The organism is Streptosporangium longisporum, from assembly GCF_039534895.1.
Lineage (GTDB): Bacteria > Actinomycetota > Actinomycetes > Streptosporangiales > Streptosporangiaceae > Streptosporangium > Streptosporangium longisporum.
Window position 1 is genome coordinate 591,996 of record NZ_BAAAWD010000006.1, and the last position, 24,013, is coordinate 616,008.

Genomic DNA, 24,013 nt, shown 5'->3' on the forward strand with positions numbered 1-24,013 from the left:
GTTGACTATAAGGTACCTGATAGCAGGGACGGGTGCCGCGGGAGCGTTCAGAGGGCGTATCCGGTGCGGGCCGCCCCGCCCGAGAACGTTCGCCGCTCGATCAGGCTCAGGCCGTCGGCGCGCCGGCCGTCCGGAACCGGTTCCCCGCGAGGGATCAGGCGGCGTGCCGGGCGGCGAGGGCCCTTCCGGCCTCGGCCGCCGCCTCCTCGGACGTCTTGTGCATGATCGCCGCGATCTCGGTGAACTCGTCGAGAGCCGGGTTCACGCCGACGAGCGTGAACTCGCGCTCGACCACCGTGAGGTCGGCGCCCCAGATGTCGGCGAGGATCCGGCGCAGGTAGTCGATGTTGTGGTCCCACCCCTCGCGCGGGGTGCCGGGACCGTAGGCACCACCGCGGGTGGTGACCAGGACGGTCGGCGTGCCGTCGAGCAGGCGGGTGCCGTGCGGCGCTCCGGCGAGCGTGAGGTCGATCCACGTCTTCACGTGCTGCGAGACGCCGAAGTTGTAGAGCGGCAATGCGAGCACGGCGCTTGTCGCCTGCCGCAGTTCGCCGGCAAGCCCTTCGGCCGTGGCGAGCGCCTCGCGCTGCGCGGCGGTGCGGTCCGCCTCCGGAAGGAAGCTGCCGGAGATCGCGGTCTCCCAGGCGTGCGCGGGCAGCGGGTCCCGGCCGAGGTGACGCCGTACCACCGGCACTCCGGGGCGGGCGGCGGCGAACTCGTCGAGGATGCGGTCGGCGAGTGCGCTGCTGGCGGAGCGGTCGCCCTGGATGGAGGCGTCGACGCGGAGCACGGACATGGGATTCCCCTGACGAACGAGTCGGCTTGAATGTTCAAGTCGACGATATGCCGAACGACTTGAATGTTCAAGTCACCAGGTAGGATTGGCGTGTGAGTTCCGATACCCCTCGCGAAGACACCCCCGAGCCCGACCCGCCGTGGCTGTCGCCCGACCAGCAGCGCGAATGGCGGGCACTGGTCGCCCTGTTCATGACCCTGCCGCCCGCACTGGACGCGCAGCTCAAGCGCGACGCCGGCGTGAACTCCTTCGAGTACCAGGTGCTCGCGGCCCTCTCCGAGGCGCCCGGCCGCACGGTGAGGCTCAGCGACCTGGCCGCGTTGTCTCAGGGGTCGCTCTCACGGCTCTCCCACGCGATCACCCGCCTTGAGCGATCCGGCTGGGTCGAGCGGCACAGCGAGGCCTGCCGCGGCGGCCGGCGCACGCAGGCGCGGCTCACCGACGCCGGCTTCGCCAGGGTCGAGGAGATCGCCCCCGGTCACGTCCGCGAGGCGCGCCGGCTCGTCGTCGACGTGCTGACGCCCGAGCAGCTCACCGCGCTCGGCGACGCCGCCCGCGCGATCACCGCCGTCACGATGGCGGGGGCGTCCGAGGCGTGCCGGGAGGCCAGCGGCCACTGACCCTGCGGACGCGGCCTCGGCGGGGTTGACCTTGTCGCAGGGACAGGGGTTCTACTGGTCGCCATGTTGCTGATAGGCGAGATCGCCAAGCTCGTGGGCGTGACCCCGCGAACCGTACGTCACTATCACCGGATCGGGCTGCTCGCCGAGCCGGAGCGCACCTCCGGCGGTTACCGGAGGTACGGCATGAACGCGTTGAGCCGCCTGCTCCAGATCCGCAGGCTCACCGCGCTCGGCATGGGACTCGGCGAGGTCGCCGACGCCTTGGCGGACACCGGCGGGGCGGACATGAGGGAGATCCTCACCGAGCTGGACACGCAACTGGCCGGCAGGGGGTCGGAGATCCAGCGCCGCCGTGCCGTGATAGCGCGCCTCCTTGAACACGGGGACGACCCGACACTGTCGCCCGAGCTCGCCGCGGCCGTGCGCGGCCTCGGTGTGCCGCGGGACGAGGCCGGTTTCCTCCGGGCGGCCGAGGTGGCGGCACCCGAGCTCGTGGACCCCTATCTCGCCGGTGCCGGACAGGACTCACCCTGGCAGGGGTGGAACCTGAGACTGGCCGCGCTGGCGGACGCCGGCACGGACGACCCTCGCGTCGAGGAGATCGCGGGTGAGCTCTACGCGATGCTGCCCGGCCTGCTGCCCGCGGACATACCCGCCGAGCTCACCGAGGAGCAGGCGTCCGCCGTCGCCGGCACGGCACGGTTCGGGCAGATGATGACGACCGACATGAGCCCCGGCCAGCGGCGGGCCCTGGAACTCCTCGTCGAGTACGGACGACGGGAACCGGAGAGGTGGGGGCAGTGATCTCTCCCGCGACGGACCGGACCCGCTCGTGAGCACATCGGGATCGGCGGACGCCCTGCCGTGCCCCGGCGCGAGAAGATCGGCGCCTCCCGTCAGGTGATCTGGACGATGGGCAGGCGCAGGGCCCCGGGGGCCGCGGCCGGGACGGCCGGGTTCTTGGGGACGACGGGCGCCAGGCGGACGTACGGGGAGCCGACGGTCGGACGCGGGTCCGGCTCGCCCCGGTTGGGCCACAGGGCCATCGCCCGCTCGGCCTGGGCGGTGATGGTGAGCGAGGGGTTGACGCCCGGGTTGGCCGAGACCGCGGAGCCGTCCGCGACGTGCAGGCCCTCGTACCCGTGGACGCGGTGGTAGGGGTCGATCACCCCGGTCTCCGGTCCGGCGCCGATCGCGCAGCCGCCCAGGAAGTGCGCGGTGGCCGGGATGTCGAACAGGTCGAGCCAGGAGCCGCCGGGCATGCCGCCGATCTCCTCGGCCGCGTGCCGGACGAACTCGTGGCCCGCGGGCAGCCAGGTGGGATTGGGCTCGCCGTGCCCCCGCCCCGAGCGGAGCCGCCGCCCGAACGGCCCCCGGCGCGCCGACAGGGTGATCGAGTTGTCCTTGGCCTGCATGACCAGGGCGATGATCGAGCGCTCGGACCAGCGGCGATGGTCGAACAGCCGCGCCACCCGGTGCGGCCCGCGTACGGCCTCGCCGAGGAACCTCAGCCAGCGCGGGGTGCCACCGCCGTCGATGAGCAGGGAGCGGAGCATGCCCATCGCGTTGGAGCCGTCGCCGTAGCGGACCGGTTCGATGTGCGTGTGGGCGTCGGGGTGGATGGAGGAGGTGATCGCCACCCCGCGGTTGAGCTTCTCCCCCTTCACCGACAGGCGCTCGAAGCCGAGCAGCGCCTCGGAGTTGGTCCGGGTGAGGGTGCCCAGCCGGTCGGAGATCCGGGGCAGGGTGCCGTCCGCCCTGAGCCGGTGCAGCAGCCGCTGGGTGCCGTACGTCCCGGCCGCGAAGATCACCTGTTCGGCGGTGAGCACGCGCCGGCGCCAGGGCGTGCCGGTCCTGCGCACCTCGACGCGGTAGCCGCCGCCCTCCAGCGGGGCGACCGAGGTGACCGTGGCCTCGGCGAAGACCTTGGCACCGGCCCGTTCGGCCAGGTGCAGGTAGTTCTTGACCAGCGTGTTCTTGGCCCCGTGGCGGCAGCCCGTCATGCACTCGCCGCACTCGGTGCAGCCGCTGCGGCGCGGCCCGGCCCCGCCGAAGTAGGGATCGTCGACCTCGACGCCCGGGGTGCCGAAGAAGACGCCGACCGGGGCCATGTGGAAGGTGTCGCCCACGCCCATCCGCTCGGCGACCGTGCGCATCACCTCGTCCGCGCGGGTGACGGTCGGGTTGAGCACCACGCCCAGCATCCTCTTGGCCTGGTCGTAGTACGGGGCCAGCTCGGCCTTCCAGTCGGTGATGCCCGCCCACTGGGCGTCCCGGAAGAACGCCTCGTGCGGCTCGTAGAGGGTGTTGGCGTAGACCAGGGAACCGCCGCCGACCCCCGCGCCCGCCAGGACCATGACGCCGGTGCCCTTCTCGCCGCGGAGCACGTGGATGCGCTGGATGCCCTTCAGGCCCAGCGCGGGCGCCCACAGGAAGTCCCGGACCCGCCAGGACGTCCTGGGCAGCGTGCTCTCGTCGAAGCGGCGCCCGGCCTCCAGCACGGCGACACGGTAGCCCTTCTCGGTCAGCCGCAGCGCCGAGACGCTGCCGCCGAATCCCGATCCGATCACCAGCACGTCATGGTCGAACACGGAACCTCACTTCACCCGGAGCGCCTTGAGGACCTTGAAGACGCTCACGAGGGTGTCGGCGTACCGCTCGTAGGTCATGCCGAGGATCGGCTCGAAACCCAGCCAGGGGGCCTGGCTGGAGACGGTCTGCGACTCGGTGTACTTCAGCAGGCCCTCGGCCCCGTGACGGCGGCCAAGCCCCGAGGACTTCATGCCGCCCATGGGGGCGTCGTAGGAGGCGTAGGCCGAGCCGTACCCCTCGTTGACGTTGACGGTCCCCGCGTCGATCCGGGCGGCCAGGGCACGGCCGCGCGCCACGTCGCGGGTCCAGACCGAGGCGTTGAGCCCGTAGGCGGTGTCGTTGGCCCGCTCCACCGCCTCGTCGTCGTCGCCGAAGCGGTACAGCGCCACGACGGGCCCGAAGGTCTCGGCGTGGCAGAGCTCCATGCTCTCGTCCACGCCGGTCAGCACGGTGGGCTCGTAGAAGAACGGGCCCAGGTCCGGGCGGGCCCGGCCTCCGGCCAGCACCCGGGCGCCCTTGGCCACGGCGTCGTCGACCTGCGCGGTGACCGCCTCCAGCTGCCGCCGGGAGGAGAGCGAGCCCATCTGCAGGTTCCAGTCGAACCCGGCGCCGAGCCTCATGTTGCCGACCTGGCGGACGAACCTGTCGGCGAACGCGTCGTGGACGGAGTCGTGGACGTAGAGCCGCTCGACCGACAGGCAGAGCTGCCCCGCGTTGGTGAAGCAGGCGCGCAGCGCGCCCTGGGCCGCGAGGTCGAGATCGGCGTCGTCGAGCACCAGCATCGGGTTCTTGCCGCCGAGCTCCAGCGAGCAGCCGATCAGGTTCCTGCCCGCCTGCTCGGCGATCCGGCGCCCGGCCCGGGTGGAGCCGGTGAACGCCACGTAGTCGGCGCCCTCGATCAGCACGTCGCCCACCTCGGCGGGCTCGCCCAGGACGACCTGCCAGATCTCCCGGGGCATGCCCAGCGAGACCAGCAGGTCGATCGTCCAGAGCGTGGAGAGCGCGGTCCGGGTGTCGGGCTTGTGCACCACGGTGTTGCCGGCCAGCAGCGCCGGGACGACGTCGGTGACGCCCAGCGAGAGCGGGTAGTTCCACGGCGAGACCACCGCCACCGCCCCCTTGGGGCGGTGGTTCTCCACCGTCCTGGTGGCCAGCGGCATGAAGGGGACGCGCCGGTCGGGCTCCAGCAGGCCGGGGGCGCGCCGCGCGTAGTACAGGGTGCAGCCCGCGACGTCGAGGACCTCCTCGAAGGCGTGCCTGCGCGCCTTGCCGGTCTCCCACTGCAGGATGTCCAGGACCTCGGTACGGCGGTCGAGGATCGCGCCGTGCAGGCGCAGGAAGGGCTCGGCGCGCTCCCGGGCGGGCAGCGCCGCCCACGCCCGCCGCGCCTCGTGCGCGGCCCGGTAGGCGTCGCGGACGTCGTCGGCGGTGGAGACGGGCATCTCGGTGAGGACCTCACCGGTGAACGGCGCGACGATCTCCTGCGTCTTGCCGGTGGAGGCCACGTGTCGTACGACGCGTTCGATCATGCGGGGGGACAGGGCCCGCGTCACTTCGGGGGGAACGGCCATGTTCGCAGGGTAATCGGGACGGACCCGTCATGGCTACCAACCGGTAGCAAGCCGTTGAACCGCCCGCCCCCGCGATCCGTCATAGGGGCATGAGGACATCGACGCGTACGGCCGGCACCGTCGGCGCGGTCACCCTGGCCGCCGCCCTGCTCGCCACCGCGTGCACGCAGACGGGGACCGGCGGCGCGCCGGGCACGAGGACGGCCACGCAGGGCACCGTCAAGCTGCCCCCGGTCACGCTGGTCGCCTACGACGGCTGCGACGACATGCTGGCCGGGCTGCGCGCGTCCACGGCCGGGAACGTCGGCCCCTGGGGTCTCGGCGGGCCCTCGATCCTGTACGCGACGGCGCGGGACTCGGCCGCCTCCGCCAAGAGCGGGGGCGAGGCGCCCGAGCACTCCACCACGAACGTGCACGAGGCCGGGGTGGACGAGCCGGACCTGGTCAAGACCGACGGCAAGCGCGTGATCACCGTGAACCGCGGCGTGCTGCGCGTGGTCGACACCGCGACCAGGAAGGTCACCGGCACGCTCAGGCTGGTGAACCCCGAGATGTGGGCCCCGGCCGACCTGCTGGTCAGCGGTGACCGGGCACTGGTGCTGTTCTCCGGCGGCGGGATCGTCCCGTTCGGCGCGACGTCCAAGCGCGCGGCGATCGGCGGGCCGCACTACGCCCTCGTGGACCTGTCCGGGAAGCCGAAGGTGATCGGCTCGCTCACCCCCGAGGGCTCCCACGTGGACGCCCGGATGGTCGGCTCGACCGTGCGGATCGTGGTCCGCAACCAGCCGCGGATCGAGTTCCCCGACCACGGCGACGTCTCGGAGGCCGAGCGGACCCGGCGGAACGCGGAGATCGTCGCCAAGGCGCCGATCGAGGCGTGGCTGCCCCGGTACGAGCTGGCGCCCACCGGCGGGACGGCCTCGAAGCGCACCGTCGGATGCGAGCGGATCAGCCACCCCGCGAAGTACACCGGCACGTCGATGCTGAGCGTGCACACCCTCGACCTGGCCGGAACGCTCACCGACACCGCCCCGATCAGCGTGGTCGCCGACGGCGACACCGTCTACGGGACGGGCTCCAGCCTGTACGTGACCAGCAACCCGGGCTGGTGGTCGCCCCGGCCGATCGACTCGGTGATCGTCGACGACGCCCCGGCGACCCCGGCCGCCACCCCCACCGCGTCCTCGCCGCCCCCGGCGTCCCCGGCTCCCCCGGCGGTCTCGACGGCCACGCCCGGCACGACCGCGCCGGACGCCCCGGCGGCCCCGGGCGCCGTCCCCGGCCTCGACCCGCAGCCGAGCCTGCTGCCGGAACCGGCCCCGGACGCGTCCACCGCCTCCCCCGAGCCCGCCCCGAGCGCGCCGGTCACCTCGCCGGTCCCGGCCGAGCCCCCGGCCGTCACGCCGGGCACGGCCACCCCGGTCGTCTCCTCGCCCGCCACCGGCACGCCGTCGGCGGAGCCGGTGGAGCCTCCCGAGGAGACCGAGATCCACCGGTTCGACGTCACCGCGCCCGGCGCGCCGCGCTACGTCGCCTCGGGCAGGGTCCCGGGCAGGCTGCTCAACCAGTACTCCCTGTCGGAACACGAGGGGCACCTGCGGGTCGCCACCACCCTGACCCTGCCCGCACGGCCCGTCTCCCCGTCCGCCGGCCCGTCCGCCGGCTCGTCCGCCTCCCCGTCCGCCGACCTGTCGGCCGACCCGTCCACCGCTCCCGCCCCCGACCCGGCCGTCGACCCCGCCGTCGAGCCGCGGGGCGTGCCGAACACCTCCAGCTCCGTCCACGTGCTCAAGGCCGACACCCTGGTCAAGACCGGCGAGGTCGGCGGGCTCGGGCGGGGCGAGCGGATCTACTCGGTGCGCTTCATCGGCCCGCTCGGCTACGTGGTGACGTTCCGCCAGGTGGACCCGCTCTACACGCTCGACCTGCGCGACCCGGCCGCGCCGAGGGCGACCGGCGAACTGAAGATCACCGGCTACTCGGCGTACCTGCACCCGGCCGGTGAGGGACGGCTGATCGGCGTCGGCCAGGAGGCGAGCGAGCAGGGACGCACGCTCGGCACCCAGGTCTCCCTGTTCGACGTCGGCGACCCGGCCGCCCCGCGCCGCCTGTCGCAGATGTTCCAGAAGGACTCCGGTTCCGAGGCCGAGTGGGACCCGCACGCCTTCCTGTACTGGCCGAAGACGGGCACCGCGGTCATCCCCTTGAGCTCCTGGACCGGGAGCGAGCCGACCACCGGGGCCGCCGTGGTCCTCGACATCGGCGACACCGAGATCACCAAGGTCGGCACGATCCAGCACTCCGCGCGCAAGCGGGCGAACAACACCCGTCTCGCCGCCTACGACCCGGGAATCCGCCGCTCGGTCGTCATCGGCGACGAGCTGTGGACGGTCTCCGACCTCGGACTCAAGATCAACACCCTCGACGGCCTGGCCGAACGGGCCTGGATCCCGTTCTCCTGACAGGCGTTCGCCACCTCGGGACCGTGCCCCGGCCCACCCGCCGGGGGACGGTTTCCCCGTCCCCATAGGGCCCCTCTTACACCTACATATCCCTCTTTACAATATCTTGTCATGTCACTTGAATAGGTGTTACCTCTTGCGCAACACACGCGAGTCGCGTGTGGCATGGCCAACGACGGCCATCTCTGCGCAGGAGGATCGGTGCCGACCAACCCCCGGTTACGCCTCACCGTCATAGCGGCCGCGACAGCGGCGCTCGTACTTCCCCTTCCGGGAGTCGCCCAGGGCGAACCCGGAGGGCAGCCCCCCAGGGCTCTCGACTTCCAGGCCGAACACGGCGCCAAGCCCGACCTGGACAACCGGCGCGGCAGTGTCGCGCCCCCGTCGTCGTCCGCCCGATCACTGGCGAGCGCCGCGACGGTCCGTTGGAACGCTCTCGGCACCCCCGCCGTCGTCACCTCCTCCGCCCCCCTCGCCGAGGGACTGGGCGCCGACCCCGAGCAGGCCGCGCGCGCCTACCTCAAGGCGAACGAGAACCTGTTCGGCCTCTCCGCCGAAGCAGTGGACGCGCTGCAGAAGATCGCCGCCAACCCCGTCGGGGACGGGCACGCCGTACTGCTCAGGCAGAAGTTCGGCGACCTGCCCGCGGGCGTGGACGGGCAGGTCGTGGTCGGCGTGAAGGACGGCAAGGTCCTGCACGTCACCTCGACCCTCTCCCGCTCCACCCAGGCGCCCCCCGCCGCCCGGCTCACCCAGCAGCAGGCGCTGGAGGCCGCGGCCAGGGACGGCGGGATCGACCTGGCCACGGCCACGGTCAAGAAGGCCACGCCCGTGGCGGTCCCCGCGCCGGACGGGACGCACAACGCGTTCCAGGTCGTCCTGGTGGGCGGCGGCCAGGGCGAGCCCGCCGCCTACACCACGCACGTGGACGCGGTCAGCGGCGAGATCCTCACCCGCGAGAACCTGGTCGACCACCACTCCGCACCGGACGACCCCCGCTGGAAGGCGTTCCCGGCCAACCCCCCGGCCGACTACTCCTCCGCCGACACCCGTGCGACGTGGTGCTCCATCGCGGGCCCCGGCTGCGACGTCATCGGGGCCGACCCGGCCACCGGCAAGCCGTGGGACTTCGACCACGTCGCCGGCACCCCCACGTTCACCAGCATCGGCAACGCCGCCAAGACCGTGGAGAACCGCGCCAGCGGCGACCCGTACACCGTCGGCACCCGCAGCAACGTGAACACGCCCAGCCGCGAGTACGTCTACCCGTGGACCAACAAGTGGTACGGGGCCAAGTGCGACCCGGCGGCGCTGGACCAGCCCGGTGAGGCCGACCTCGAGGCCGCCATCACCAACCTGCACGTCATGCACAACCGCATGCACGACTGGTCCTACCGGCTCGGCTTCACCGAGACCGCGTGGAACATGCAGCAGGAGAACGGCGAGCGTGGCGGCCTGGACGGCGACCCCGAGCAGGGCAACGCCCAGGCGGGCGCCCGGGTGCTCAGCGTGCGCGACAACGCCAACCAGATCACCGGCCCCGACGGGGTCGCCCCCATCACCAACATGTACCTCTGGCAGCCGGTCGCGGGCGCGTTCTACGCCCCCTGCGTGGACGGCGACTACGACATGTCGGTCATCGGGCACGAGTACACCCACGCGATCTCCGGCCGCATGATCGGTGGCCCGGACGCCGGATGGAGCGGCGCCCAGGCCGGGGCCATGAACGAGAGCACCTCGGACCTGTTCGCGATGGAGTACCTGTCCGAGTACGGCTTCCGTCCCGCGGGCGACACCCCGTACGTCACCGGCGGCTACGTCACCGGCGACAAGAAGGCCGGAATCCGCAACTACGACATGTCCACCTCGCCGCTGAACTACAGCGACATCGCCTACGACCTCGTCGGGCAGCAGGTCCACGCCGACGGCGAGATCTGGTCGGCCACCCAGTTCGACGTGCGCAAGGCCTTCGTGCAGAAGTACGGCCAGGGCACCCCGGCCAGGCAGAAGGCGTGCGCCGACGGCAAGACCCCGCTCACCCAGTGCCCCGGCAACCGGCGCTGGGCCCAGCTCTCCTTCGACGCGCTGCTGCTGATGGCCTCCGGCGCGGTCAGCTACGTCGACCACCGCGACGCGCTGCTCGCGGCCGACGCCATCCGCTTCGGCGGGGCCAACCAGGGGATCATGTGGCGGGCCTTCGCCGAGCACGGTCTCGGTGAGGGCGCGGCGAGCTCCGGGTCGAACGACCCCGACCCGACGCCGAGCTTCGTCAACCCGTCCGGCAAGAACGGGCAGCTTCAGCTCAAGCCGCTGCTGGAGTCCAAGGGCGCCGCGCTCCGGCTGTACGTGGGCCACTACGAGGGCCGCGTGGTGCCGGTGGCCGACACCGACCCGGCGACCGAGCTCGGTGACACCGTGACCATGACCCCGGGCCTGTACGACTTCGTGGTCGCGGGCAACGGGTACGGGCACACCCGGCTGAAGTACGCGGTGCTGCCGGGCGTGAAGCTGCCGCTGCCGGTGTCGGTGCCGAAGAACCTCGCCTCGGCGGCGCTCGGTGCCACCGCGGCCGGTGACGGCGTCAACCACGCCCGCCTGATCGACGAGACCGAGGCGACGAACTGGGCCTCGCTCACCGCGCCGGTCAAGGGCAAGGCCGTCACCGTGGACCTGGCCGGGACCGACCCGGTGAAGGTCCGCCGGGTGCAGGTCAGCGCCATGCTCCGGCCCAACATCGGCGACACCGCCGACCCCGGCGCCCAGAACCGGTTCACGGCCCTGCGTGCCTTCGAGGTCCTGGCCTGTGACGCCACCAAGAAGGACTGCTCCTCGCCGGAGTCCTTCTCGGTCGTCTACACCAGCCCGGCCGACGCCTTCCAGACCCGCCTGCCGCGTCCCCGAGGCGCCGACCTGATCATGAAGTCCTTCGCGATCCCGACCACCACGGCGACCCACCTGACCCTGCGGGCCGTCTCCACCCAGTGCACCGGCAACCCGCTCTACGCCGGTGAGCAGGACGCCGACCCCAACTCCTTCACCGACTGCGCCACCGCCAGCCCCGCCAGGGACCAGCTGCGCGCGGCCGAGTTCCAGGCGTTCACCCGCTAGCGCCTCGTTCCTTCACGACACCGGGCTCCCCGGGTACGGCAAGGCTCGCCACGCCGTACCCGGGACCCGCGAAAGACGAGTGCCTGAGAAAGACGAGTGCCTGAGAAAGACGAGTGCCTGAGAAAGACGAGTGCGGCCCCCGCCTCCCGGCGGGGGCCGCACTCGTCTGCGAAGGATCGGACCGGACGCGTCCCCGGCCGTCCCAAGGATCGGACGCGTCCCCGGCCGTCCCAAGGATCGGACGCGTCCCCGGCCGTCAGACCGGGTGCGTCTCCGGGGTCGCCACCGGCACGATCTCCGGGGCGCCCAGGCGGATGGCGTCGGCCTCCTGGTCGGTGTCCTGCTCCTGGGAGAGGCGCTCGGACTCCACGCGCTTGGTGTAGTACTCCACCTCACGCTTGATCTGCTCGGCGTCCCAGCCCAGCGGCCCGGCGAGCAGCTGCGCGGCCTCCTCGACCACGGCCACCCCCCGGTGGAAGGTCTCGATCGAGATGTGCGTGCGCCTGGTCAGCACGTCGTTCACGTGCCGGGCGCCCTCGTGGGTGGCCGCGTAGACCACCTCCGCCCGCAGGTAGTCGTCCGCGCCGGTGAGCGGCTTGCCCAGCGAGGGGTCCTGCTCGACCAGCGCCAGGACTTCGTCGATCATCGACCCGTACCGCTGGAGCAGGTGCTCGATCCTGGCCACGTGCAGCCCGGAGGAGTGGGCCAGCCGGTGGCGGGAGTTCCACAGCGCCTGGTAGCCCTCGGCCCCGGCGAGCGGGATGCGGTCGGTGCAGGAGGGCGGGACCCGGTAGTCCAGGCCGTGCGCCACCGCGTCGACCGCGTCCTTCGCCATGACGCGGTACGTCGTGTACTTCCCTCCGGCGACCATGACCAGCCCCGGCACCGGGTGCGCCACCACGTGCTCGCGGGAGAGCTTGGAGGTCTCCTCCGACTCCCCCGACAGCAGCGGGCGCAGCCCGGCGTAGACGCCCTCGACGTCCTCGCGGGTCAGCGGGACCTCCAGCACCTCGTTGACGTGGTCGAGGACGTAGTCGATGTCGGAGCGCGACGCCGCCGGATGGGCCCGGTCCAGCTCCCACGCGGTGTCGGTGGTGCCGATGATCCAGTGACGGCCCCAGGGGATGACGAACAGCACCGACTTCTCGGTCCGCAGGATGATCCCGGTGAGCGAGTGGATCCGGTCGCGCGGCACCACCAGGTGGATGCCCTTGGAGGCGCGTACGTGGATCTGCCCCCGTCCGCCGACCATCTCCTGGAGGTCGTCGGTCCACACGCCGGTGGCGTTGACCACCTGGCGGGCCCGGATCTCCATCTCGCCGCCGTTCTCCAGGTCGCGCACCCGGACCCCGGTGACCCGCTCCCCCTCGCGCAGGAAGCCCACCACCTGCGTCCTGGAGGCCACGCTGGCCCCGTACATGGCGGCCGTGCGCAGCGTGGTCATCACGTGCCGGGCGTCGTCGATCTGGGCGTCCCAGTACTGCACGGCGCCGGTGAAGGCGCTCTTGCGCAGCGAGGGCGCCAGCCGCAGCGCCCGCCTGCGCGACAGGTGCCGGTGGCCGGGCATCCCCCGGCCGGACCCGAAGGAGAAGCCCATGGTGTCGTACAGGACCAGGCCGGCGCCGACGTAGGGCCGCTCCCAGCCGCGGTGCTTGAGCGGGAACAGGAACGGCACCGGCCGGACCAGGTGCGGGGCGATCCGCTGCAGCAGCAGCGAGCGTTCCTGGAGCGCCTCCCTGACCAGGTCGAAGTTGAGCTGTTCCAGGTAGCGCAGACCCCCGTGGATCAGCTTGGACGATCTGGAGGAGGTGCCGGAGGCGAAGTCGCGTGCCTCCACCAGCCCCACGGACAGTCCCCGGGTCACCGCGTCCAGCGCGACCCCGGCTCCGACGACCCCGCCTCCGATCACCACCACGTCGAGTTCCGCGGCGCTCATCTGCGCCAGTGCGGCGGATCGCTCGGCAGGCCCGAGCCGTCCCGTGCCCATTCGCGCCGTCATGTGCAACCCCCTGGGGTGCGTCTTGTCGCCTTACGTGAGGTATCTACCCATCTACCCTAGGCACCATTACCGGCCGGTAGGAAACGACGGGCGAGATTCCCGTCACAACCCCGGTGAACAGCGCGAACCCGTCGCCGGGGCCCCTTCTCCCAGGGATCCCGGCGAGATCACGTGAACCTCCGGCCACCCTGGTCGCTACCCACACGACATGAGCAGGGGTGCCGAGAAGATGCCGCCGCACCGGTCCGGTGCCGCACGGCCCGCCCGTGCCCGGCGGGACGACGGGCGCGTACTGGCCGCGGTGGCCGACGGCGACGCGGCCGCGCTGACCGCGCTGTACGAGCGCTACGCCGGTCCCCTGTTCGCCTTCCTCTACCGGCTCGCCGGGGACCGGGGAACGGCCGAGGAGATCCTCCAGGACACGCTGCTGGCCGTGTGGCGCTCGGCGGGCACCTACCGGGGCCGTTCCAGCGTGAGCACCTGGCTGTTCGGGGTGGCGCGCAGGCAGGCGCACAACCGGCTCCGCGGCGTCCCGCCCCCCGTGGCGGCCGAACCGGACGACGGCGCCGACCCCCTGCCGGGACCGGAGGAACTGGCCGTGGGCCAGGAACGGGTCCGGGCGACGCTGGCCCGGCTTCCGCTGGCCCAGCGCGAGGTGGTCGTGCTCGCCTTCCTCGGCGACCTGAGCCACCGGGAGATCGCCGAGGTCCTGGAGATCCCGGTCGGCACGGTGAAGAGCCGCCTGCACCACGCCCGAGCGACCCTGAGGGAGTACGCCGATGAACGAACGTCCTGAGCCGTGGCGGCCCCACGACCCGTCCGTGCCGCCGAAGGCCCGCGCACGACCCGGACCGCCGGGTCCGGGCCGCGCTCGTGACCCCGGCGGCCCCGGCGACCCCGGCGATGCCGGCCGTCCCGGACCGCCGGTGGAGATCCACGAATGGCCCGAGCTGCGGGGGTTCCACGACGGCATCCCCGATCCGCCCGGCCCCGGGATCGTCCGCGCCGTCCTGGCGAGGTCCGCCCTGACCCGGCTCGAACCGGACGAGGCGGCCTCGGCCCCCGGGCCGTACCGCGCGTGGGCGCTGCTGACGATGGAGGCCAGGCTGCTGCACCCGGCGGTCTGGCCGACCTCCGCGCTGGTCATGGCGGTCGGCGTCCTCCTCGTCATGGCCCAGGGACAGGCCGCGGGCGACGTGCTCTCCCTCGTCGTCTCGCTGGTCGCCCTGGCCGGCCTCGCCATGGCGTACGGCCCCGAGCACGACGACGCCTTCGAGCTGGTCGCCGCCACGCCGGTCTCACCGCGCGTCGTCCTGCTGGCCCGGGTGACGCTGGTGTTCGGCTACGACCTGGCGCTGGCGCTGCTCGCCTCGGCGGCGATGACGGCGCTCCCGCAGGGCTCCCCCTCGTGGGGGCTGATGTCGCTGATCGCCGCCTGGCTGGGTCCGATGGCGATGCTCGCGGCGCTCAGCCTGCTGCTGTCGGTGTGCTGGAACCCCGTGGGCGCGATGGGCACCGGGCTGGCGATCTGGGTCCTCCACGCGATGACCACCACCGGCCTGCCCGTGACAGCGGGTCTCCGGGACTTCTGGACGACGAGCCCGCTCACGATCGGGCTCGCCCTGGCCCTGGCGGTCGCCGCCGTGGCCGCCGCCGGTGCGGGTGAACCGATCCGGCGCGTCCGCGCGACCCGCAGATCATGAGGCCCGCGGTGGCCCGTCCCCCGCTCGGCGACCCCGGGCGACCTCCCGAAAGTGAGAGAACATGATCGCGACCTTCCGCTACGAGTTCCGCATGCAGATCCGCCGTCCCGCCCTGTGGATCGTCCACGGGCTGGTCTACACGGCGACCGCCGTGAGTCTCCTTCCGCTGTACCTGGACCCGACCCTGGGACGTGCGGGGGACGCCCCGAAGACGGCCATGGTCGTGTCGGCCTCCCTGCTCATGACGCTTCCGCCCATGGTCTACGGATGCCTGATCACCGACCGGCTCGTCCGCGACCGGCGGCTCGGCGTGGGCGAGCTCCTGGACGCGACCCCGGCCGGCCGTACCTCCCGTCTGATCGGCAAGTACCTCGGCGTCTGCGCGGCCACCGCCGTACCGCTCGCGCTCGCCCACACCGGCCGGGCCGTGGCCTACGCGATCACCGAGGGCGAGCCCGCCGCGCTGGGCTGGGCGGGGGCGATCCTCGTCCTGGCCCTGGTCCCCGGGCTGCTCTTCACCGGGGCGCTCGCCCTGGCCGGTCCCTTGCTGATGCCGCCGATCCCGTTCCAGGTGCTGTTCGTCGCCTACTGGTTCTGGGGGAACGTCGTCACCAGCAACGTCATGCCGACGCTGACCCACAGCGTCCTGTCGCCCAGCGCCAAGTACGTGGCCTTCGGCCTTCTCGGCCATGAGTTGGTACCGGAACCGGCCCCGCACCTCGTCATCACGCCCGAGAGCACGCGCTACGCCCCCTGGCCGGACGCCGCACTGAGCTTCCTGCGGCCCGAGGCCACCCCCGCCGTCGCGTGCCTGTGGATCGGCCTGATGCTCGGGCTCGCGGCCTGCGTCCTGTTCCTCACCCGCCTGCACGCCCTCCGGACGGAGTCCTGACATGCGCATCGAGATCTCCCGCCTGACCAAGACCTACCGGGGCGGCGTACGGGCCCTCGACGGGATCGACCTCGACGTGCCGACCGGCATGTACGGCCTGCTCGGTTCCAACGGCGCGGGCAAGACCACGCTCATGCGGATCCTGGCCGGGCTGCTCAGGCCCACCTCGGGGACGGTCCGCGTCGGCGGGCACGACATCGCCACCGCCGAGGGACGCCTCGCCGTGCAGCGGACGCTCGGCTACCTCCCGCAGGACCTCGGGGTCTACCCCGACCTGACCGCGCGGGGATTCCTCGACTACATCGCCCTGCTCAAGGGGATCGACTCCCGCACCACCCGGCGACGCCGGATCGGCGAGCTGCTCGACGTGGCCGCCCTGACCGAGGACGCCGACCGCAGGCTCAGGGGCTACTCCGGGGGCATGCTGCGCCGGGTCGGCATCGCCCAGGCGCTGCTCGCCGATCCCCGCCTGCTCGTCGTGGACGAGCCGACCACCGGCCTGGACCCCGAGGAGCGGATCCGGTTCCGCACCCTGCTCTCCCGGCTCGCGGGCGACCGCACGGTCCTGCTCAGCACGCACACCGTCGAGGACGTGGCCCAGACCTGCCGGTTCCTGGCGGTGCTCGCCCGGGGACGCCTGGCCTTCACCGGGGACGTCGGCGCGCTGGTCTCCCGAGCCGACCACAGGGTGTGGACCCTGACCACCCCCGGCCCGGCCCCCGCACACGGCAAGGTCGTGGCCGCCGTCCCCGAGGGCACCGGAACGCGCTACCGCGTCATCGCCCCCGTCCCCCCCGGCCCCGCGGCCCTCCCGGCCGAACCGACCCTGGAGGACGGCTACCTCGCCCTCATGGAGCACGTGGGCTCGGGATGAGGGCAGAAGATCCTCCCCGGCGCGGAGCCCCGGGCCGGGGAGGCGTCCGCACGCGGACCCGGGAGGATGGGGCCATGAGCATCACACTCGCCGACGCCCGCGTCGTGACCCCCGACGGTGTCCACGAGGGCTGGCTGACCATCGAGGACGGCCGCATCACCCACGTGGGGCAGGGCGCCGCCCCCGGGCCCGGGCTGGACCTGGCCGGCCGGTACGTCGTGCCGGGCTTCGTCGACATCCACAACCACGGCGGGGCGGGCGGCTCCTTCCCCTCCGGCGACCCCGAGCAGGCGAGGGCCGCGGCGGACCTGCACTCCCGGCACGGCACCACCACGCTCGTCGCGAGCCTGGTCACCGCCTCCCTGGACGACCTGGCCTCGGCGGCGGCGGCGCTGGCCGAGCTGTGCGAGGACGGCCTGCTGGCCGGGATCCACTTCGAGGGCCCCTACATCGCCGCCGCCCGGTGCGGGGCCCACGACCCGGCCCTGCTGCGCGAACCCTCCCCGCGGGAGCTCGCCCGGCTGATCAAGGCCGGACGCGGCCACGTGCGGATGGTCACCCTCGCCGCGGAGCTGCCCGGCGCGCTGGACACCGTACGCGAGGCGGTGGCGGGCGGCGTGATCGCCGCCCTCGGTCACAGCGACGCGAGCTACGAGCAGACGATCGCGGGCATCGACGCGGGCGGCAGCGTGGCGACCCACCTGTACAACGCGATGCCGCCGCTGCACCACCGCGACCCCGGGCCCATCGCCGCCCTGCTCCAGGACGAGCGCGTCACGGTCGAGCTGATCAACGACGGTGTGCACCTGCACCCGGCCATGACCCGCCTGGCCTTCACGACGGCGGGCCCCGCGAGGACCGCGCTGATCACCGACGCGATGGCGGCGGCCGGGATGGGCGACGGCGTCTACGGGCTGGGCCCGATGAGCGTGAACGTGATCGACGGGGTGGCCCGGCTGGCCGAGGGCGGCGCCATCGCGGGCAGCACCCTGACCATGGACGTCGCGTTCCGGCGCGCCGTGCGCGAGGTGGGCCTCTCGCTGACCGAGGCGGCCGGGATCTCGTCCCTGACCCCGGCCAGGGTGCTCGGCCTCGACGACCGCCTGGGCTCGATCACGGCCGGCAAGCAGGCCGACCTGGTGGTGCTCTCCGATGACCTGGAGGTCTCCGGGGTGATGCGCCGGGGCTCCTGGATCACCGAACCGCGCTGACCCACGCTGACCCACCGGCCCGCCCCCGCCGGGTCACGCACCGGACCACCCACCGGGTCACGGCCCGGCGGGTGGAACGGACCGGCGGGCGTGGGAACGGCCCCCGGCGGACGGGACGGCCCGGCGGTGGAACGGCCCCGCGGGTGCGGGGCCGTTCTCAGGTGACGTAGGGGGCGACGACCACCTCGACGCGCTGGAACTCCTTCAGGTCGGAGTACCCGGCGGTGGCCATGGTGCGCCTGAGCGCGCCCATCAGGTTCATCGAGCCGTCGGCCACCGAGGAGGGACCCTGCAGGATCTGCTCCAGCGTGCCGACCGTGCCGAACTCGACCCGCTTGCCCCGGGGCAGCTCCGGGTGCTGCGCCTCCGACCCCCAGTGGAAGCCGCGGCCGGGGGCCTCGGAGGCCCGCGCCAGCGGCGAGCCGACCATGACCGCGTCCGCTCCCACCGCGATCGCCTTGGCGATGTCACCGGAGGTGCCCATGCCGCCGTCGGCGATGACGTGGACGTAGCGCCCGCCCGACTCGTCCATGTAGTCGCGGCGAGCCGCGGCCACGTCGGAGATCGCGGTGGCCATCGGCACCACCACGCCCAGCACCGTGCGGGTGGTGTGCGAGGCGCCGCCGCCGAAGCCGACGAGCACCCCGGCCGCGCCGGTCCGCATCAGGTGCAGCGCCGCGGTGTAGGTGGCGCACCCCCCGACGATCACGGGGACGTCGAGCTCGTAGATGAACTGCTTGAGGTTGAGCGGCTCGGCCCTGCCGGAGACGTGCTCGGCCGAGACCGTGGTGCCGCGGATCACGAAGATGTCCACGCCCGCGTCGATGACGGCCTTGTGGTACTGGACGGTCCGCTGCGGGGAGAGCCGGACGGCCGTGGCCACCCCGGCGGCGCGGATCTCCTCGATCCGGCGGCCGATCAGCTCCTCCTTGATCGGCGCGTTGTAGATCTCCTGCAGCCGCTTGGTGGCGGGCGCGCCCTTGAGCGCGGCCACCTCCTCCAGCAGCGGCATCGGGTCGTCGTACCGGGTCCAGAGCCCTTCGAGGTCGAGCACGGCGAGACCGCCGAGCCTGCCGACCTCGATGGCGGTCCGCGGCGAGACCACGCTGTCCATCGGGCTCACCACGACGGGCAGCTCGAAGCGGTAGGCGTCGATCTGCCAGGCGATCGAGACCTCCTCGGGGTCGCGGGTCCGGCGCGAGGGGACGATGCCGATCTCGTCGAGCGCGTAGGCACGACGGCCGTTCTTGCCGCGGCCGATCTCCACCTGAGTCATATGCCTGTCTTTCCCGTTCATGCGGATGCGGCGCGCGTCGTGACCCTCACGCGCGCGCCGTGCCCGCCGCTCTAACGACCGTGGTAGTTGGGGGCCTCGACCGTCATCTGGATGTCGTGCGGGTGGCTCTCCTTCAGGCCCGCGGCGGTGATCGGCATCAGCTCGCACCGCTCGTGCATGTCGGCGACCGTGCGGCATCCGGCGTACCACATGCCCTGGCGGAGGCCGCCGACGAGCTGGTGGGCCACCGCGGCGACCGGGCCGCGGTAGGGGACCTGGCCCTCGATGCCCTCGGGGATGAACCTGTCCTCGGTGCCGACGTCGGCCTGGGCGTAGCGGTCCTTGCTGAAGGAGGTGCCGCCGCGCTCCCGGTTGCGGACCGCGCCGAGCGAGCCCATCCCCCGGTACGACTTGAACTGCTTGCCGTTGATGAAGATCAGCTCGCCCGGGGACTCCTCGCAGCCGGCCAGGAGCGACCCGAGCATGACCGAGTCGGCCCCGGCCGCGATGGCCTTGACGATGTCGCCCGAGTACTGCAGGCCGCCGTCGCCGATCACCGGCACCCCGGCGGGCCCCGCGGCCAGCGACGCCTCGTGGATGGCCGTCACCTGCGGGGCGCCGACACCGGCGACCACCCGGGTGGTGCAGATGGAGCCCGGGCCGACCCCGACCTTGACCGCGTCGGCCCCGGCGTCGATCAGCATCTGGGCACCCGCGCGGGTGGCGATGTTGCCGCCGATCACGTCGATCCCGCCGTTCGCCTTGATCTTGGCGATCATGTCGGCGAGTCCCTTGGAGTGACCGTGCGCGACGTCCACCACGATCACGTCGACCCCGGCCTCGATCAGCGCGGCCGCCCGCTTGTCGGCGTCACCGCCGACGCCGACGGCCGCCCCCACGACCAGCCTGCCGTCGGCGTCCTTGGTCGCCATCGGGTACTTCTCGCTCTTGGTGAAGTCCTTGACGGTGATCAGCCCGCGCAGCCGTCCACCGGCGTCCACCAGCGGAAGCTTCTCGATCTTGTTCTGCCTGAGCAGGTCGAACGCGTCGTCGGTGGAGACCCCGACCGGCGCGGTGACCAGCGGCATCGGGGTCATGACCTCGCGCACCGGGCGGTTCTGGTCGGTCTCGAAGCGCATGTCGCGGTTGGTGACGATGCCGACGAGCACCCCGGTCCCGTCGGTCACGGGCACGCCCGAGATCCGGTACGTGGCGCAGAGGCGCTCGACGTCGGCGAGCGTGTCGTCCGGGGAGCAGGTGACCGGGTTGGTGACCATCCCGGCCTCGGAGCGCTTGACGAGGTCGGCCTGCTGGGCCTGGTCCTCGATCGAGAGGTTACGGTGCAGGATGCCGATGCCGCCCTGGCGTGCCATCGCCACCGCCATGCGGGCCTCGGTCACCGTGTCCATCGCCGCGGAGATCAGCGGGATCCTCAGGGTGATGCCCCTGGACAGGCGCGTGGTGGTCTCGGCCTCACCCGGTTGCAGGTCCGAATAGGCGGGGACCAGGAGCACGTCGTCGTACGTGAGCCCCGGTTCGGTGAACTTGCCCATCAGCAACCCTCCTGCCACGGCGCTCTCATGACGGGGAAAGGCGCCGACCCCCGAGCTCACAGTTTAGAGTCTGGCACCGATCCGGGCCGACCCGGGGGAAAAGCCCGCGCGTGGCGGGGGGCCACGGCCGGAGGCGTCGCCAAAGAGGGTCGTCGTCGAAGAAAGCCGGGGAAGGACGGGGAAGGACGGGCCGTCCCGGGAAGGGCCGTCCGGGGAGGCGGGCGCGACACCTCGGGACGGCCCCTCCGGGAAGGCGGGCCGTCAGGGGAGACAGCCGTCCGGGAGAGGGAGAGAGGTCGGGGGGCCGAGCGGTCGGTGACCCGCTCGGTCCCCCGGATCACCGGTACCGTCACGAAGCGCCTTGGCGCCACCGGACCCCCCTCCGCACCCGGATGGCGGCGACATCCGTGTCGGTACCGACGCTGCGTCAAGGGTGCGTCACGATACGTTCGGCAGGCAATGTAGAAACGTGCAATTGCACGAAGTTGCACACGACGGCATGCCGGTAGAGGCAACGCCCGGACAGGGATGATTCACCGGGCTATCCTCGCCAGACCCCCCGTGTCATCTGCAGGAGTCCCTCACTGATGCGTACTGACACATCCATCACGTCCGGCCCGTCCGACCCCCTGGAGACGCTGGGGCTCACCCCGGCCCAGGCCAGCCTGTACAACACGGTCCTGCGCCTGCACCGTGCCACCCGCGACGACCTGGTCCAGGCCACCGACGGCTCGTCGGAGCCGATCGCCCGTGAGCTGGCCACCCTGGTACGGCTGGGCGTGGTCACCGAGCAGGGCGGTGAGTACCTCGCCCGGCACCCGGCCACCGCCCTGGGGAACCTGATCGCCGAGAGGCTGGACCGGCTGGCCGCCGAGAGCCGCGGGATCGACCGCGTGCTCGGCTCGATCCGCGGCTTCATCCACCAGTACGACGCCGGGCACGACTACCAGGCCGGCCGGTTCCCGGTGGAGGCCGTCGGCGGGGCCGACGAGTTCTACGAGAGCGTGATCGGCATGGCCGTGCAGTCCCCGCCGCTCACGTTGCTGTCGGCCATCCCGGACGGCCGGATGATGAGCGACTTCGCGCACCGCTACGCCGACCAGTGGATCGGGGCCCAGCACGCCGGCCTGCTCTCCTGCCGGGTCGTCATCCCGGTCCACACGCTGGAGATCCCGGGCCTGCGCGACAAGCTGGACCGGTTCGAGCGGGCCGGCGCCCAGGTGCGCACCCTGGACGTGGTGCCGAGCTGGTTCCTGGTCGCCGGGGCCGACGCCGCGGGCCTGCCGCCCCAGTGGGGAGGCACGCTGCCGGAGAACGCCTACAACTTCCACCTGCTCCGGGCGCCCGTCGTGGTGGCCGCGCTCGGTTCCCTGTTCAGGGAGTTGTGGGCCCGTTCGGCCCGGCTGCCCTGGACCCACCGCGACGACGTCGTGGTCCGGGTGCTGCGGCTGGCCGGTCAGGGCGTCCCGGACGAGATGATCGCCCGGCAGCTGGGCGTCTCGGTCCGCACGGTACGGGCCCGGTTCGCCGACGCCATGGCCGAGCTTGGCGCGCAGTCACGCTTCCAGGCGGGGGTGGAGGCGGCCCGGCGCGGCTGGCTCTCCTAGGACCGCGGCCCTCCTCGGCGACCGGCGACCGGGGACCTCCACGACCCCCTGGGAGCCTTCGGGTACCGTCTCCGACGCGTCGGGGACGGTCTCCCGCGTTCTTGGGACGCCCGGCTCTCCGCGGCCTTCCGAGGCGCCGGACGTCCCAGGCAGGGCGGGAGGCGCCTCGCCCGGGACCGCCGCACTCGTGCAGTTCCATGCCTCTCTGTCACATCCAGGCCATAAGGTGGGATCGTGCTCGACGATGTCCCTCGCGACCCGTTCGCGGATGACCCCGACGACCCGGCGGCGGCGCTGGGCGATCCCGACGATCCCGAGCCGCTCACCACGGACGAGCGCGACGAGGCCATGACCGACCTCGCCGACGTGGAGGTCTTCCGCTCACTGCTGGAGCCCCAGGGAGTGCTCGGCCTGGTGCTCGACTGCCCCGAGTGCGGCGAGCAGCACTACTTCGACTGGGAACTGCTCCGAGGCAACCTGCGCCAGATGATCGAGAACGGCCAGCCGCAGGTCCATGAGCCCGCCTACGAGCCCGATCCCACCGACTACGTGAGCTGGGAGTACGCCCGGGGTTACGTGGACGGTGTGATCGACACCGAGGAACACCGCTGATCCACGTCGTCGGCCAGGGCCGCCAGTAGCGCGACCGCGACGTCTCCGGCCCTCGAGGGGGAGACCGGTGTCCTGCGGGACAGTGCCTCGACGACCGCCTCGGTCTCGGTCACGGCCGGATCCTCGTCCGGCCCGTACCTGCGAGCCGGACGTCGCGGGTGAACCGTTGTCATGATCGTTCTCGCTCCGGGTCGTCGCGAGCCCCGTCCCGCGGTTCGGGTCTCCGCTCGCGGCCCCTGCTCAGCGGCTCCGCGGTCAAGCTATCGACTCCAGCTCCGCCATCGCCCGAAGCCTGGCCAGCGCCCTGTGCTGGGCGACGCGAACCGCACCTGGTGACATGCCGAGTACATTACCGGTCTCCTCGGCGGAAAGGCCCGACACCACCCGGAGCATGAGCAGCTCCCGCTGGTTGTCCGGCAGCCGCGACAGCAGCCGGCGGGCATGCTCGGCCTCGATGTAGCGCACCACGGTCTCCTCCGGCCCGGGCCCCTCGTCGGGGCCGTCCGGAAGGTCCTGGGTGGGCACGGCCGAACGCACCGAGCTGCGCAGCGCGTCGGCCACCTTGTGGGAGGCGATGCCGAAGACGAAGGACGCGAACGGGCGGCCCATGTCACGGTAGCGGGGCAGCGCGGACAGCACCGCGATGCACACCTCCTGGGCCACGTCGTCCGCGATGTGATATTGACCGGAGACCCGGCCCAGACGACCACGGCAATAACGCACGACCATCGGCCGCAGTTGCGCGATCAGAGCCTCGATCGCGGTGCGATCCCCCTGAACGGCGAGGCTTGTCAGATCCTTGAGATCATCCCTGTGGGCGACCCCATCGGACCTCGTCGCAAGCCTCACCCCATTTTTGGCGTCGGCGACGCATCCCTCGGTCACGTTAGGCATGATGCCCGCCCTGATAGTGCCTGTCGTCATGGCAAACGGCTACGGATTGGTCACATTGAGGCGGTGATAACCGCGCGTAATCAAGGGGCGACACTATCGACTACGGTATGTAGGAATATTCCGCTCGATTGCCAGAATGCGTTCTATAGAGCAGAAGCGTTTTTTGGATCTTCCACGCCGGAAGACGTGCCATGACGCTTTGGGGCCGCTTTCGGTTCACCGCCGGAAGCGAACGTTTTT

18 protein-coding genes are annotated in these 24,013 nt (G+C 72.3%); 11 read left to right on the forward strand and 7 right to left on the reverse strand.

Going from position 1 to position 24,013, the window contains the following annotated elements:
• Positions 1-154: 154 nt before the first annotated feature.
• On the reverse strand, positions 155-796 hold the full coding sequence (locus ABD832_RS06590; RefSeq protein WP_344889854.1) for an FMN-dependent NADH-azoreductase: 642 nt from the start codon (positions 794-796) through the stop codon (positions 155-157).
• A 92-nt stretch (positions 797-888) separates the two neighbouring features.
• Between ABD832_RS06590 and ABD832_RS06595 the strand changes: the two genes are divergently transcribed.
• Positions 889-1,416, forward strand: coding sequence for a MarR family winged helix-turn-helix transcriptional regulator (locus ABD832_RS06595; protein WP_344889857.1), 528 nt, complete (start codon positions 889-891; stop codon positions 1,414-1,416).
• A 63-nt stretch (positions 1,417-1,479) separates the two neighbouring features.
• A complete protein-coding gene (locus tag ABD832_RS06600) occupies positions 1,480-2,223 on the forward strand; it encodes a MerR family DNA-binding transcriptional regulator (protein ID WP_344889859.1) in 744 nt (247 codons plus the stop codon).
• A 92-nt stretch (positions 2,224-2,315) separates the two neighbouring features.
• Here ABD832_RS06600 and ABD832_RS06605 read toward each other — a convergent pair whose 3' ends face one another.
• Together ABD832_RS06605 and ABD832_RS06610 are read right to left on the reverse strand one after the other, a co-directional pair.
• Positions 2,316-4,010 carry a GMC oxidoreductase gene (locus tag ABD832_RS06605; RefSeq protein ID WP_344889862.1) on the reverse strand — a complete coding sequence of 565 codons (1,695 nt, stop codon included), beginning with the start codon at positions 4,008-4,010 and terminating at the stop codon, positions 2,316-2,318.
• A gap of 6 nt (positions 4,011-4,016) precedes the next feature.
• A complete protein-coding gene (locus ABD832_RS06610; protein ID WP_344889864.1) occupies positions 4,017-5,582 on the reverse strand; it encodes a succinic semialdehyde dehydrogenase in 1,566 nt (521 codons plus the stop codon).
• Positions 5,583-5,671: 89 nt separating this feature from the next.
• Here ABD832_RS06610 and ABD832_RS06615 point away from each other — a divergent pair, with 89 nt between their 5' ends.
• Positions 5,672-8,044: a beta-propeller domain-containing protein gene (locus ABD832_RS06615; RefSeq protein WP_344889867.1), complete on the forward strand. Its 2,373-nt coding sequence runs from the start codon at positions 5,672-5,674 to the stop codon at positions 8,042-8,044.
• A gap of 201 nt (positions 8,045-8,245) precedes the next feature.
• Positions 8,246-11,152 (forward strand): M36 family metallopeptidase, encoded by a 2,907-nt coding sequence (locus tag ABD832_RS06620; protein ID WP_344889870.1) that lies wholly within the window; start codon positions 8,246-8,248, stop codon positions 11,150-11,152.
• A 256-nt stretch (positions 11,153-11,408) separates the two neighbouring features.
• Here ABD832_RS06620 and ABD832_RS06625 read toward each other — a convergent pair whose 3' ends face one another.
• Positions 11,409-13,151 carry a glycerol-3-phosphate dehydrogenase/oxidase gene (locus ABD832_RS06625; protein ID WP_344889872.1) on the reverse strand — a complete coding sequence of 581 codons (1,743 nt, stop codon included), beginning with the start codon at positions 13,149-13,151 and terminating at the stop codon, positions 11,409-11,411.
• 208 nt (positions 13,152-13,359) lie between these two features.
• Between ABD832_RS06625 and ABD832_RS06630 the strand changes: the two genes are divergently transcribed.
• From ABD832_RS06630 to nagA, 5 genes are all read left to right on the forward strand, one after another.
• Positions 13,360-13,947 carry an RNA polymerase sigma factor gene (locus ABD832_RS06630; RefSeq protein WP_344889874.1) on the forward strand — a complete coding sequence of 196 codons (588 nt, stop codon included), beginning with the start codon at positions 13,360-13,362 and terminating at the stop codon, positions 13,945-13,947.
• Complete coding sequence (locus ABD832_RS06635; protein ID WP_344889877.1) at positions 13,931-14,854, forward strand: hypothetical protein; 924 nt, start codon at positions 13,931-13,933, stop codon at positions 14,852-14,854. Before ABD832_RS06630 ends, ABD832_RS06635 begins: the two co-directional genes overlap by 17 nt.
• 61 nt (positions 14,855-14,915) lie before the next feature.
• On the forward strand, positions 14,916-15,746 hold the full coding sequence (locus ABD832_RS06640) for a hypothetical protein (protein WP_344889880.1): 831 nt from the start codon (positions 14,916-14,918) through the stop codon (positions 15,744-15,746).
• Between the two features lies 1 nt (position 15,747).
• Positions 15,748-16,620, forward strand: coding sequence for an ABC transporter ATP-binding protein (locus tag ABD832_RS06645; protein ID WP_344889882.1), 873 nt, complete (start codon positions 15,748-15,750; stop codon positions 16,618-16,620).
• A gap of 74 nt (positions 16,621-16,694) precedes the next feature.
• Positions 16,695-17,831, forward strand: coding sequence for an N-acetylglucosamine-6-phosphate deacetylase (gene nagA, locus ABD832_RS06650; RefSeq protein ID WP_344889885.1), 1,137 nt, complete (start codon positions 16,695-16,697; stop codon positions 17,829-17,831).
• Positions 17,832-17,988: 157 nt separating this feature from the next.
• Here the strand turns inward: nagA and ABD832_RS06655 are convergent, their stop codons facing one another.
• The gene (locus ABD832_RS06655) at positions 17,989-19,107 is read right to left on the reverse strand and encodes a GuaB3 family IMP dehydrogenase-related protein (RefSeq protein WP_344889887.1); all 1,119 of its coding nucleotides are present in this window, start codon (positions 19,105-19,107) and stop codon (positions 17,989-17,991) included.
• Between the two features lie 71 nt (positions 19,108-19,178).
• Positions 19,179-20,660: an IMP dehydrogenase gene (gene guaB, locus ABD832_RS06660; protein WP_344889890.1), complete on the reverse strand. Its 1,482-nt coding sequence runs from the start codon at positions 20,658-20,660 to the stop codon at positions 19,179-19,181.
• Positions 20,661-21,247: 587 nt separating this feature from the next.
• Here guaB and ABD832_RS06665 point away from each other — a divergent pair.
• Both ABD832_RS06665 and ABD832_RS06670 read left to right on the forward strand, forming a co-directional pair.
• The gene (locus ABD832_RS06665) at positions 21,248-22,267 is read left to right on the forward strand and encodes a helix-turn-helix transcriptional regulator (protein ID WP_344889893.1); all 1,020 of its coding nucleotides are present in this window, start codon (positions 21,248-21,250) and stop codon (positions 22,265-22,267) included.
• A gap of 234 nt (positions 22,268-22,501) precedes the next feature.
• Positions 22,502-22,879 (forward strand): DUF5319 family protein, encoded by a 378-nt coding sequence (locus ABD832_RS06670; protein WP_344889895.1) that lies wholly within the window; start codon positions 22,502-22,504, stop codon positions 22,877-22,879.
• Positions 22,880-23,134: 255 nt separating this feature from the next.
• Here the strand turns inward: ABD832_RS06670 and ABD832_RS06675 are convergent, their stop codons facing one another.
• On the reverse strand, positions 23,135-23,773 hold the full coding sequence (locus tag ABD832_RS06675) for a sigma-70 family RNA polymerase sigma factor (RefSeq protein ID WP_344889898.1): 639 nt from the start codon (positions 23,771-23,773) through the stop codon (positions 23,135-23,137).
• Positions 23,774-24,013 lie beyond the last annotated feature (240 nt).